This window comes from Phycicoccus sp. CSK15P-2 (assembly GCF_016888005.1).
GTDB lineage: Bacteria > Actinomycetota > Actinomycetes > Actinomycetales > Dermatophilaceae > Phycicoccus.
Genome location: NZ_JAFDVE010000009.1, coordinates 37,942 through 50,201, shown reverse-complemented (window position 1 = coordinate 50,201; position 12,260 = coordinate 37,942). Strand labels below are relative to the sequence as shown.

Annotated in this window: 11 protein-coding genes and 1 tRNA gene; 6 read left to right on the top strand and 6 right to left on the bottom strand. The window is 71.3% G+C overall.

Translation table 11 applies throughout. From position 1 onward, the window contains the following. Positions 1 to 29 precede the first annotated feature (29 nt). On the top strand, positions 30 to 773 hold the full coding sequence (locus JQN72_RS05110; protein ID WP_239100144.1) for a potassium channel family protein: 744 nt from the start codon (positions 30 to 32) through the stop codon (positions 771 to 773). 3 nt (positions 774 to 776) lie between these two features. On the opposite strand, the gene JQN72_RS05105 is transcribed toward JQN72_RS05110, so the two are convergent. Continuing rightward, positions 777 to 2,183 carry an FAD-binding oxidoreductase gene (locus JQN72_RS05105; protein ID WP_204134090.1) on the bottom strand — a complete coding sequence of 469 codons (1,407 nt, stop codon included), beginning with the start codon at positions 2,181 to 2,183 and terminating at the stop codon, positions 777 to 779. Positions 2,184 to 2,322: 139 nt separating this feature from the next. On the opposite strand from JQN72_RS05105, the gene JQN72_RS05100 reads away from it, so the two are divergent. From JQN72_RS05100 to JQN72_RS05080, 5 genes are all read left to right on the top strand, one after another. Beyond that, entirely contained in the window at positions 2,323 to 3,063 is a 741-nt protein-coding gene (locus JQN72_RS05100; protein ID WP_204134089.1) for an amino acid ABC transporter ATP-binding protein, read from the top strand. A gap of 70 nt (positions 3,064 to 3,133) precedes the next feature. Next, on the top strand, positions 3,134 to 3,973 hold the full coding sequence (locus tag JQN72_RS05095) for a glutamate ABC transporter substrate-binding protein (RefSeq protein WP_204134088.1): 840 nt from the start codon (positions 3,134 to 3,136) through the stop codon (positions 3,971 to 3,973). A 92-nt stretch (positions 3,974 to 4,065) separates the two neighbouring features. After that, positions 4,066 to 4,731: an amino acid ABC transporter permease gene (locus tag JQN72_RS05090; protein WP_204134087.1), complete on the top strand. Its 666-nt coding sequence runs from the start codon at positions 4,066 to 4,068 to the stop codon at positions 4,729 to 4,731. Then, positions 4,728 to 5,675 (top strand): amino acid ABC transporter permease, encoded by a 948-nt coding sequence (locus JQN72_RS05085; protein WP_204134086.1) that lies wholly within the window; start codon positions 4,728 to 4,730, stop codon positions 5,673 to 5,675. The genes JQN72_RS05090 and JQN72_RS05085 overlap by 4 nt, the downstream gene beginning before the upstream one ends. Positions 5,676 to 5,786: 111 nt before the next feature. Beyond that, positions 5,787 to 7,322 carry a family 16 glycosylhydrolase gene (locus tag JQN72_RS05080; RefSeq protein ID WP_204134085.1) on the top strand — a complete coding sequence of 512 codons (1,536 nt, stop codon included), beginning with the start codon at positions 5,787 to 5,789 and terminating at the stop codon, positions 7,320 to 7,322. Between the two features lie 104 nt (positions 7,323 to 7,426). Here JQN72_RS05080 and JQN72_RS05075 read toward each other — a convergent pair. From JQN72_RS05075 to JQN72_RS05055, 5 genes are all read right to left on the bottom strand, one after another. Beyond that, positions 7,427 to 7,499 (bottom strand) — tRNA-Asn (locus JQN72_RS05075). An 87-nt stretch (positions 7,500 to 7,586) separates the two neighbouring features. Beyond that, positions 7,587 to 8,117 (bottom strand): hypothetical protein, encoded by a 531-nt coding sequence (locus JQN72_RS05070; RefSeq protein ID WP_204134084.1) that lies wholly within the window; start codon positions 8,115 to 8,117, stop codon positions 7,587 to 7,589. After that, on the bottom strand, positions 8,114 to 10,054 hold the full coding sequence (dnaG, locus tag JQN72_RS05065; RefSeq protein ID WP_204134083.1) for a DNA primase: 1,941 nt from the start codon (positions 10,052 to 10,054) through the stop codon (positions 8,114 to 8,116). Before dnaG ends, JQN72_RS05070 begins: the two co-directional genes overlap by 4 nt. A gap of 46 nt (positions 10,055 to 10,100) precedes the next feature. Next, positions 10,101 to 11,342, bottom strand: a complete 1,242-nt coding sequence (locus JQN72_RS05060) for a deoxyguanosinetriphosphate triphosphohydrolase (protein WP_204134082.1) — start codon at positions 11,340 to 11,342, stop codon at positions 10,101 to 10,103. A 10-nt stretch (positions 11,343 to 11,352) separates the two neighbouring features. Then, on the bottom strand, positions 11,353 to 12,018 hold the full coding sequence (locus tag JQN72_RS05055) for a YdeI family protein (protein WP_204134081.1): 666 nt from the start codon (positions 12,016 to 12,018) through the stop codon (positions 11,353 to 11,355). Positions 12,019 to 12,260: the final 242 nt, after the last annotated feature.

Sequence of the window (12,260 nt, the reverse complement as noted above, 5' to 3'; positions counted from 1 at the left end):
GCCGCGCGGTGCCGTGACAGCATGACGGCATGCAGAACGACCACCGCCGCGAGCTCTGGGAACGCCGCACGGAGTGGCCGCTGACCATCGGCGCCGCCGTCTTCCTCGTGGCCTACGCGTGGCCCATCCTGCAGCCGTCGCTGTCGCAGCAGACGGTGTTCGCCCTGGAGATGGCGTCACTCGTGGCGTGGGCCGTCTTCATCGTCGACTACGGCGTCCGGCTCGCCCTCGCCGAGCAGCGGCTGACGTTCGTGCGCGGCAACCTGCTGGACCTCGCGGTCGTCCTGCTCCCCCTGCTCCGGCCGTTGCAGCTGCTGCGGCTGGTCACGCTGCTCGGGGTCCTCAACCGCAAGGCCGGCGGGTCACTGCGCGGGCGGGTCGCCGTCTACGTCGTCGGCGGCACCCTGACGGTCATCGTCGTCGCCGCGCTCGCCATGCTCGACGCCGAACGCGGCGCCCCCGACGCCACCATCGCGAACGTCGGCGACGCCCTGTGGTGGGCGACCGTGACCGTCACGACGGTCGGGTACGGCGACACCTACCCGGTCACGGTCGAGGGCCGGGTCGTCGCGGTGGGACTCATGCTCGCCGGCATCGCCCTGCTCGGTGTCGTGACGGCGACGTTCGCGAGCTGGCTCATCGAGCGCGTCCAGGACATCGAGGAGGAGTCCGAGGCCGCGACGCGGCGGGACGTCCACGAGCTGTCGGACCAGATCGCCGAGCTGCGCGCCCTCGTCGAGCGCCTGGGCGGCGAACCCGACCCGGACGCGTAGCGCTCAGCTGTCGAAGCCGACACCCAGCCGGTCCAGGGCCCTGAGCCACGGGCCACGACGCCCCGTGCGGTCCTCGGCGGCCAGCGCCGCCCGGGTCAGACGGATACCCGCACCGCGCACCGGCTCCGGCGGGAAGGGCAGCGGCTTGCGGCGCACCATCGACAGCCGCGTCGCCTCGGTGTCCCGGCCGTCCACGAGGTCGAGCGCGACCCGCGCCCCGAACCGCGTCGACGCCACGCCGAGGCCCGTGTAGCCCACGGCGTACGACACCCGCCCGCCGAGCGCCGTCCCGAACACCGGGGTGAACCGCGTCGTGGTGTCGATGACCCCGGCCCAACGGTGGGTGAACCGGATGCCCTCCAGCTGCGGGAAGATCTCGAGGAAGTGCCGGGCCAGCAGGTCGTGCGACGGCGACTGCTCGTAACGCGGGTCGATCCGCCCCGGGAAGTGGTAGCTCGCGTCGTAGCCGCCGAACAGCACCCGGTCATCGAGGGTGCGCCGGTAGTAGTGGAACTGGTTGCCGGCGTCGGTGATCCCCTCCCGCCCCTCCCAGCCGACCTCGGCCAGCTGCGTCGCGCTGAGCGGCTCGGACATGAGGACGTGGTCGTACACCGGCACCGTCCAGTACCGCAGCCTCCGCAGCGGCCCGGGGAAGGCGCCGGTGCCGAGGACGACGCGCCGCCCGGTCACGGCTCCCCACTCGGTGGACACCCGCACCCCCGACCCGTCGACGTCGAGCCCGGTGACGGCGGTGTCCTCGTGCAGCCGCACCCCGAGCCGCTCGGCGACGTCCGCGAGACCCCAGACGAGCCGGGCCGGGTCGACGAGCCCAACGGTCGGGTCGAGCATCCCGGCGAGGTACCGGGGCGAGTCGACGAGCGCCCGGGTGGCCTCGGCGTCGAGCAGGGCTACCGGAACGCCGTGCTCGCGGTGCAGGTCGTGCAGCTCGCGGACCGTGGTCACCTGGTGCTCGGTGAGCGCCGTCGTCAGCTCGCCCGGCACGTGGAGGTCGGCATCCACCCCGTGGCGCTCCAGTGTGGCGATGAACGCGGCCATGTTCTCGGCGCCCAGCCGCTCGAGCCGCCCGATCTCGTCCGGCCAGCACGCCACCCCCTGCGCCAGCCCGTGGGTGAGCGACGGGCTGACGAAACCGCCGTTGCGCCCGGACGCCGCGATGCCGAACCGGCCGGCCTCGAGCAGAACGACGTCGCGGGACGGGTCGTCCTCCTTCGCCTGGACCGCGGCCCACAGACCGGTGAACCCGCCTCCGACGACCACCAGGTCCGTACGGAGGCCACTGCCGGTCAGCGCGGGCCGCGCGACGGGGCGCAGCGCGGGACGGTCCATCCAGTAGACATCGGGCACCGCGTCCGTGAGCGCCGCCCGGACCGCGGCCGGGGAGACGGTCATGGCGCCATCATGCCGCCGCCCGCACCCCTGGTGCCATGCGCGAGCAGCACGAGCGTCTTGGTCTCGGAACGGTCACGATCGCCCCCATTCGTTCTCACCTTGTTGACCGTCGGCGGTCCGGCATCGCTAGGTTCTCGGCATGAGCGAGCCTCTCGTCGTCCTCGAGGACGTCAACAAGCACTTCGGTGACCTCCACGTCCTCAAGGACATCAACCTCACCGTCGGACGCGGAGAGGTCGTCATCCTCATCGGTCCGTCGGGCTCCGGGAAGTCCACCCTGTGCCGCACGATCAACCGCCTCGAGACCTTCGAGTCCGGCTCGATCACCATCGACGGCAAGGAGCTCCCCGAGGAGGGCAAGGAGCTCGCGAAGCTTCGCTCGGACGTCGGGATGGTCTTCCAGTCCTTCAACCTCTTCGCGCACAAGACGATCCTCGAGAACGTCACCCTCGGACCCATCAAGGTCCGTGGCCAGAAGAAGGCCGAGGCCGAGAAGCGCGCCATGGAGCTCCTCGAGCGGGTCGGCATCGGCCACCAGGCGCACAAGTACCCGGCCCAGCTCTCCGGCGGCCAGCAGCAGCGCGTCGCGATCGCCCGCTCGCTGGCCATGGAGCCCAAGGTCATGCTCTTCGACGAGCCCACGTCCGCGCTCGACCCCGAGATGATCACCGAGGTCCTCGACGTCATGGTCGAGCTCGCCGAGAGCGGCATGACGATGGTCGTCGTCACCCACGAGATGGGCTTCGCCCGCAAGGCGGCCAACCGCGTCGTCTTCCTCTCCGACGGCGCCATCGTCGAGGAGGCCGAACCGGAGGAGTTCTTCACCAACCCCAAGAGCGACCGCGCCAAGGACTTCCTCGGCAAGATCCTCACCCACTGACACCCGGGGCCCTCGCACGGGGGCACCCGGTCCGGCCCTCGGGTCGGCGAACACAGGAGGAGCACGACACATGAGAAGCACTCGGATCGGACTCGTCGCGGCGGCGGCGGTGCTCGCGCTGACGGCGAGCGCCTGCGGCTCGGACGACGGCGGCGACAGCGGCTCGGGCGACGGCGGGAGCGAGTCGATCAAGATCGGCATCAAGTTCGACCAGCCCGGTCTCGGCCTCAAGCAGGGCAACGACTACACCGGCATGGACGTCGACATCGCCACGTACGTCGCGAAGGAGCTCGGCTACGAGGCGGACGCCATCGAGTGGGTCCAGGCCCCGAGCGCGCAGCGCGAGAACCTCATCTCGACCGACCAGGTGAAGCTGATCTTCGCCACCTACTCCATCACCGACGAGCGCAAGGAACAGGTGTCCTTCGCGGGCCCGTACTTCATCGCCGGCCAGGACCTCCTCGTGCGCGCCGACGACTCCTCGATCACCGGCCCGGACACCCTCGACGGCAAGAAGCTGTGCTCGGTCACCGGCTCGACGTCGGCGCAGAAGGTCCAGGACGAGGTGCCCGGGGTCAACCTCCAGGAGTTCGGCACGTACTCCGAGTGCGTCGCGGCGCTCGTCTCCGGCGCCATCGACGCCCTGACGACCGACGACACCATCCTCGCCGGCTACGCCGCCCAGCCCCAGTACGAGGGCAAGCTCAAGGTCGTCGGCAGCACCTTCTCCGAGGAGCGCTACGGCGTCGGCCTGAAGAAGGGCGACACCGAGCTCTGCCAGCAGGTCACCGACGCCATCACCAAGATGGTCGAGGACGGCGCCTGGCAGGCAGCCGTCGACGACAACCTCGGCAAGGCGGGCTACACCCCGGGTGCGGGCAACCCCCCGACCCCCGACGCCTGCTCCTGACCCGTCGTCATCGGTGACGCCGTCCGTCCGTCCGGGACGGGCGGCGTCCCGGTGCACGGCTCCTCACGTCCGTCGGCCGAAAGGTGAGGTGAATGGGCGACTTCTTCGCTGACTACGACATCGTCGGTGCCTTCTGGGTGACCATCCAGCTGTCGGTGCTCTCCGCCGTCGGAGCCCTGGTCCTCGGCACGTTCGTCGCCGTGTTCCGGGTCTCGCCCGTGGGTGTGCTCCGGCTCATCGGGTCGCTGTACGTCAACCTCATCCGGAACACCCCGCTGACGCTGCTCATGGTCTCGAGCATCCTCGGGCTGACCTTCATCCTCGGCCTGCAGATCTCGGAACAGGCGACCCGCAACGCCTACTGGTGGGCCGTCATCATGCTGAGCATCTACCATGCGGCGTTCGTCTGCGAGGCGCTGCGCAGCGGTGTCAACACCATCCCCGAGGGGCAGGCCGAGGCGGCCCGCTCGATCGGGCTCACGTTCGGGCAGTCGATGCGCGAGGTGCTCCTCCCGCAGGCCTTCCGCGGTGCCATCGCCCCGCTCGGCTCGACCCTCATCGCGCTCATCAAGAACACCACGGTCGCGGCCGTCATTCTCGGCACCGCGGAGTCGGCCGGCCTGCTGGCGAAGATCACCGAGAACGAGGGTGCCAGCCTGCCCCTGTTCTTCGTCTTCGCCCTCGGCTTCGTCATCCTGACGCTGCCGATCGGGATCGCCGTCACCACCCTCTCGCGACGACTGGCGGTGAAGCGATGAGCGCCGAGAACGTCCTGTTCGACGCCCCCGGGCCCCGGGCCCGGCTGCGGCACAACGTCCTCACCGGGGTGGGTGTCCTCCTCTTCCTGGTGGTGCTCTGGGTCGTCTACCGCCGTATGGACCAGGCCACGCAGCTCGAGAGCTACCTGTGGACCCCGTACGTCACCGACCCCGCCGTCTGGACGGCCTACATCCTCCCGGGCCTGTGGGAGACGCTGAAGGCGGCCGTGATCTCGATGGTGCTGGCCGGGCTCTACGGCTTGGCCTTCGGCATGGGCCGGCTCTCGGAGCACCGTGCCGTCCGGTGGGTCAGCAGTATCGTCGTCGAGTTCTTCCGGTCGGTACCGGTGCTGCTGATGATGGTCTTCTTCTTCTACGGGTACTTCGCCCGAGCGGGCTGGCTGTCCAGCGAGTACGCCCCCCTGGCCGCCGTGGTGCTGGGGCTCACCCTGTACAACGGCTCGGTCATCGCCGAGCTCGTCCGCTCCGGCGTGCACTCGCTCCCGAAGGGACAGTCCGAGGCCGGCCTGTCCGTGGGGCTCACACCCTCACAGACGCTGCGGTCGATCCAGCTGCCCCAGGCGCTGCGGGCCATGTTGCCGGCACTCATCGGCCAGCTCGTCGTCGTGCTCAAGGACACCGCACTCGGGACGGTCGTGCTCTACCCCGAGCTGCTGACCCAAGGTGGCCGGACTCTGGGCTCGGCCTACGGCAACACCGTGCCTGCCTACATCGTCGTGGCGGCGATCTTCATCGCCATCAACTACTCGCTGACCAAGGTCGCCGGGTACGTCGAGCAGCGGATGAAGCGCAAGCGTCGCTCCGCCGGCGGCCCCACGACGAACGCGATGCCCGGAGCGCCCGGCGGGACCGGCGCGATGGCCAGCTCCGGCCTCGGCGGCGGCAACGTGCAGAACATCGACGCCACCAACGCCGGGCAGTAGCCCTCCTCGGCGGCGGTCCGCCGCCGAGGAGGGGTGTTCCCTCGCCCGCAGATCTTCTGTACGCTCTCCTCGCTTGGTCATTTTCAACCACGTAACCCGGGGGGGTTTCACATGAGAAAGCTCGTACCACTGCTCGCTGCCGTCTGTCTGGCCGGCACCGTCGCACCGGCCTCGGCCCAGCCACCGACGCAGGCGCCATCCCAGCAGAGAACGCAGACACCAGCGGCGGTCCAGGCGGCCGCCACCAGCCTGCCCGGCGACAACGACCCCACCTGGGAGAAGGTCTTCGAGGACGGGTTCAACCTGCCGCACGCGGTCACGACCGACGCGGACGGCCACAGCGCCTACCAGGTCGGGAACGACATCGTCTGGAGGAACGTGGGCGTGGCACCGCCCGGGTCTATCGACCGGTGCGCGCCCATCGACACCTCGGCCGGGGTGATGACCCTGAAGCCGTTCCCCAACGGCGGAGGCGACCGGTGGGAGTGCCGCATCACGTCGACCCGGATGTTCTCGGGCGCACCCCACATCTTCGCCGCGCGGGTCAAGGTCCACCGCTCGAAGGGGCACCTGAGCTCGTTCTGGCTCAACACGGACCCGAAGAGTGGCCAGCCGATCAACGAGATCGACGTCATCGAGAACACCGGTGCCAAGTCGCTGCCGAACGGGTGCAAGGGCAGCCCCACCGTACAGACCAACGCCAGCGCGTACTACGGCCTGAACCACTCGTACTACTCGGCGTACAAGCCGCAGGTGGCCGGGATCAAGCACTGTCTGCCGCAAGGTGTGGCCACGCCCCTGCAGGACGACCAGTTCCACACCTTCCACGCGGAGTGGGCGCCTGGCCAGTACATCCGCTTCTACACGGACGGCACCCTCTCGGCCAGCTTCGGGCCGGAGTACGCCGTGGACACGCCGCTCAACGCGATCCTCACCAACATCGACCAGCAGGACGCGGCCAACCCCGCCAAGTCCTTCGAGGTCAACTGGGTGAAGGTGTGGAAGCAGCGGCCACCGGCTCCCCAGTGCGACAACGAGTGCTGGCGCGGTCAGCTGGGCGGCCAGAACTACACCTACCACCCCAGCTCCAACCCGAGCGACCCGCGGCTGATGCGGATCATCTTCGACAGCCAGTTCTACCTCGACCGGTATCCCTCCGTCCTAGAGTGGGCCCAGGGCAAGGTGGCCAGCCAGGGCGGCAACATCTACGAGCATGCTGAGTGGCACTGGCGCAACTACGGCATCTCGGGGGGTCTCATGGGCTCGGCGACGTTCGACCCGATCCACTACATGAACACCCAGCCGGATGTCGCGGCAGCCTTCGGCGCGACCAACTACCTCGCAGCGATCCAGCACTTCGTCACCTACGGGCGCCACGAGGGACGCCGCTCCTCGCTGGTCTTCGACACCACCTTCTACCGCAACCGGTACCCCGACATCGCCGCGCACAGCGTCGGCTACGCGGTGGAGCACTTCGCCGTGTGGGGCGCGAGTGAGGGGCGTCAGGGCTCGGCCGAGTTCGCGACCGCGTGGTACCTCGGGGTGAACCCCGACGTACGCCGCGTGTTCGGGAGCAACAACTACCGTCGCGGGATCATCCACTGGCACAACCACGGACGCGCGGAAGGGCGCCCCGGGGCACCGTAGGACCGGTGTCGGGACGGTGACGGTGCGCTGCCAGCACCCGAGCCGAGACGCCCGGACGCACGAAGGGCCCGGACCATGTCGGTCCGGGCCCTTCGTCTGTCCGGCTCCCCCGGTTGGACTCGAACCAACAACCCTCCGGTTAACAGCCGAATGCTCTGCCAGTTGAGCTACAGGGGAAAGGCCACCACGGGATCGCCGCAGCAGCGGAGCCACGATAGCAACACCGCCCACGCCCGACGAAATCGGATCCGGTGCGGGAGCCCGTCAGTCCAGACCCACCTGTTCTCGCACCCGCGCGAGCCCGGCACGCACCTCCTCGGCCACCCCGGGATCGGCCGGCCGGACCCCCGACCCGAGAACGGCCTGCGAGAGCAGACGGCCGGTGGTGAGGTCGCGCCGGACCACCACCTTCGCGGTCCGGCGCGGCCCGAGGTCGAGGGTCTCGGCGAGGACGACGGACGCCTGCACGCGCTCGCGGAAGGTCTCGGGGAACATCCCCGGCTCGTCGACCGCGACCCGCAGCAGCGGCTCGCCGTCGACCCAGGTGACCCGCAGGACACCCTCCTCGGACCACGTGCCGGCGTCGACGAGATGCCAGGGGCGCGAGACCCGCACCTGGTGCGCACCCTCGGTGTCCGGCGCGACGACGTACAGGTACCGACGTCCGGCGACCACGGTCTCCCCGGCCGTCGTCGTCGCCCAGGCGAGCAGCCGCTCGCCGTCGGACGGCGCGACCGCCGCGGCGACGGCCTCCGGGACCGGGGCACGCCGCAGACCGGACCATCGCAGCCTCACGCCGTCCCCACCCCCTGTCGCAGACGGACCCGCTCGAGCTCGAGGGCGTGCAGCGCCGTAGTCCTCTCGCGCAGAGCGTCAGGGGTGGCCCCGGGGTCGTTCTGGGCCTGACGCAGCGTGGCCATGGCGTCCGCGATCCGGCGCCCGAGGTGGGCGTCCCGGACCCCGACGACGAGGCTGTCGACGTAGCGCTGTGGCGGCAGGCCCGTGGAGGTGTCGTAGCGCACCGGCAGTGGGGCGACCGAGAGCTCGGCGACCAGGCGCTTGACCGAGACCGGCGAGGCCTCGCCCACCGCGGCGACCCAGGCCGCCGACGACCCCGTACGGTGCCCCCCCGCCGCCGCGATGCGGATGCCGTCGAGCACCGCGCGGTGCGCCGGGGCGCTGAGGGCGTCCGCCTCGAGGGTGTCGACCACCGTGTCCGGGAACTGCTGCGGGTACTGCACGAGCGCCTGCAGCAGCTGCCGCTCGGCCGACACGACCGGGTCGCGCAGGTCGGGTGCGGGCAGCGCCGCCCCCTCCCCCGCGGCCGGCTCGGGGACCTCGTCGGTCCCGGCCGGAGCCCGCCGGTCCGGGGCGTCCTGGGGGTTCGGGAGGCGCCCGGCACGGCGCACGGCGTCCGCCATCTGCTCGACCTCCACGCCGAGCCAGCCGGACACCGTACGGGTGTACTCCGGGCGCAGGCTCGTGTCGCGGATGGAGCCGACGATCGGCGCGACGGCCTTCATCGCCTGCACCCGGCCCTCGGCGGTGTCGAGGTCGAAGCGGTGGATGGTGGTGCGCACCGCGAACTCGAACATGGGCACCGCGCCGTCGACGAGCGCCGCGACCTCGGCGTCCCCCTTGGCGAGTCGCAGCTCGCAGGGGTCCATGCCGTCCGGCGCGACCGCCACGAAGGACTGCGCCGCCCAGCGCTGGTCTTCCCCGAAGGCCTTCATCGCGGCCTTCTGTCCCGCGGCGTCGCCGTCGAACGTGAACACGACCTTCGCGGGTGCGAGGTCGGCCTCGTCACGCATGATCCGGCGGAGCACCTTGATGTGGTCGACACCGAACGCCGTGCCGCACGTGGCCACCGCGCCCTCGACCCCCGACAGGTGGGCCGCCATGACGTCGGTGTAGCCCTCGACGACGACGGCCCGACGGTCCGTGGAGATCGCCTTCTTCGCGAGGTCGAGGCCGTAGAGCACCTGGGCCTTCTTGTAGATCGGCGTCTCGGAGGTGTTGAGGTACTTGGCCTGGATGCGGTCCTCGTCGAACAGGCGCCGCGCCCCGAATCCCACCGTGTCACCGGTGGTGTCGCGGATCGGCCAGACGAGGCGGCCGCGGAAGCGGTCGTACAGCCCGCGGCTTCCCCGCCCGCTCAGGCCCCCGGTCGTCACCTCGTCCTCCGAGAAGCCCCGCTGGAGCAGGTGTCGGGTCAACGCGTCGCCGTCGGCAGGGGCGAACCCGACGCCGAACCGCTCGGCGGCCGCGGAGTCGAAGCCCCGCTCGCGCAGGAAGTCCCGACCCGTCCGGGCATCCGCGCGCCCGCGGTCGAGGAGCATCCCCGTGTAGTACTCCTCGGCCACCCGGTGTGCCTCGAGCAGGCGGGAGCGCCGCCCGAGCGAGGCGCCGTCGCGCGGACCGCCGCCCTCCTCGTAGCGCAGCTCCATGCCGACCTTGGCCGCGAGCCGCTCGACGGCCTCGGTGAAGGAGAGGTGCTCGACCTTCTGCACGAAGTCGAGGACGTCGCCCCCCTCGCCGCAGCCGAAGCAGTGGTACGTGCCGACGGCCGGGCGGATGGTGAAGCTCGGGGTCTTCTCGTCGTGGAACGGGCAGAGACCCTTGAGCGAGCCCACGCCGGCGGGGCGCAGCGTCACGTGGTCGCGGACGACGTCCTCGATGGACGAGCGTTCCTTGACCGAGGTGATGTCCTCGGCCCTGATCCGACCCGGCACTGCGGCCTCCCTCGCTGTGACAGCGCGAGTCTAGGTCGTCGCGGTGTCAGGCCGTCGGCCGCCGGCACCAGCGCCGGTGCAGCCCGAGCGCCCGGACGTCGGTGAGCGAGGCCACCTGGTCGACGAGCACCCGGCGGACGGCTGCGTCGTCGGTGGCGTCGTCGAGGTCCGCCCGCAGCCAGGGGTCCAGACGGGTCGGGTCGGTCTCGTACGCGTCGACGAGACCGGCGACGACGTCCCGCTGCTCCTCGTAGACCGCGACGCGCTCGGCGGAGAGCATGACGAAGTGCGCCGCGACCGCCTTGAGCACGACGGTCTCGGCGCGTGCGCCGTCGGGCACGACGAGCGACGCCTCGTGGCGGACCAGCGCGCTGTCTCCGTGGGCCTCACGGGTGGCGCTCTCGACGGCGACGGCGAAACGGCCGATGAGGCGCGAGGTCATGTCCTTGAGCGCCGCGAGGGCGCCGCGCGACCCGTCGTGTCCGGCCGGGACGGCGCCGGAGGCGAGCACCCGCTCGAGAGCCGACCCGAGGGCGTCCGCCCCGACGTCCGGCTCGTACACCCGTGCGGCGACGTCGAGGACCGCCTCGACGTCCGCGCGGTCGCGCAGCCGGCGCGGGTCGAGCCACCCGGACGCGACGGCGTCCTCCACGTCATGGACCGAGTACGCGACGTCGTCCGCCCAGTCCATGACCTCGGCCTCGAACGCCCGACGGCCCTCCGGAGCACCGTCGCGCATCCAGTCGAACACGGCGAGGTCGTCCTCGTAGACGCCGAACTTCGTCGTCGGCACCGGGCCGTGTCCGCGCCGCCACGGGTACTTCGTGGCTGCGTCGAGGCTGGCCCGGGTGAGGTTGAGCCCGGCGGGACGCCCGTCGGCGTGCGTGCGCTTCGCCTCGAGCCGGGTGAGCAGGCGCAAGGTCTGGGCGTTGCCCTCGAACCCGCCGATGTCACCGGCGAGGGCATCCAGCGCCGCCTCTCCGTTGTGCCCGAACGGCGGATGGCCGAGGTCGTGGGCGAGGCACGCGGTGTCGACGAGATCCGCGCTGCAGCCGAGGGCGGCCCCGAGCTCGCGGCCGATCTGTGCGACCTCCAGGGAGTGGGTGAGGCGGTTACGCACGAAGTCGTCCGACGCGGGAGCCACGACCTGGGTCTTCGCGGAGAGCCTCCGGAGAGCGGCGGAGTGCAGCAGCCGGGCGCGGTCACGGGCGAAGTCGTCGCGGTCGGAGCGCTTCTGTGCCGGGTCCTCCGCGACCCAGCGCTCCCGGTCGCGGGCGGCGTACGTCACGCGGGCGAGCCTACGACCCCCGTGCTGCGGCAGCCGCAGCGGCGGCTCGGGCCAGCCAGGCCGGCTCGTCGCCGTAGCGCTGGAACTTCACGAGCCGACCGGCGGCGGAGTCCTCCACGAGCTGGGCGAGGCGGCGGTCGCGGGTGGTCTGCTGCTTCGCCCCCGCGACCCAGTGCGCGACGATCTTGCGGTAGCCCGCAGTGGCGGCGTCCCAGAAGGCCGCGGCTGCGGCATCGGCGCGCAGGGCGGCCTCGTGCTCGGGTGTCAGACCTTCGTCCGGGCGCTCGAAGGAGTAGACGCCGGTGCGGTCCTCCCGGCGGCCCGCGAAGGCCGCCAGGCCGCTCGGCTGCATCCGGCCCTCGGCGGTGAGCTCCTCGACGGCCTTGACGTTGACCGCGCTCCACGTGCTGCCCTTCCGCCGCGGGGTCCAGCGCTGACGGCGGGCGGAGTCGTCGACCCGCTCGACGTGGCTGTCGATCCAACCCCAGCACAGGGCCTCGCGGACGGCCTCGGGCCACGTGATGCCGCCCTTGCCGGAGGCCTTGTTGTAGATGCCCATCCACAGCTCGCCGGCCGTGTCGTGGTGCGCCGCGAGCCAGCGCCCGAACTCGGCCCCGTCGGCGAAGAACAGCGCCGGCTGCTCGGCGGTACCGCCCGGCGTCCCGATGTCGCTCACTGTCGCAGCATCCCGTACCGCACCGACAGCGCCGCCGGAAACCCGGGTGGTGACGCCGGTTTCTCCGGGCGCTGTCGGCCGGGCCGACGGGGCCTGTGGACGACGCACCGACGGCGGCGCCGCCTTCGGGCATGCTCCGGTGATGGATCTCGATGCGCTGGTCAGGGCACAGCACGGCGTGTGCACGACGCAGCAGGCGCTCGCGCGCGGGCTCACCGAGAACGCCGTACAGTGGCGCGTCT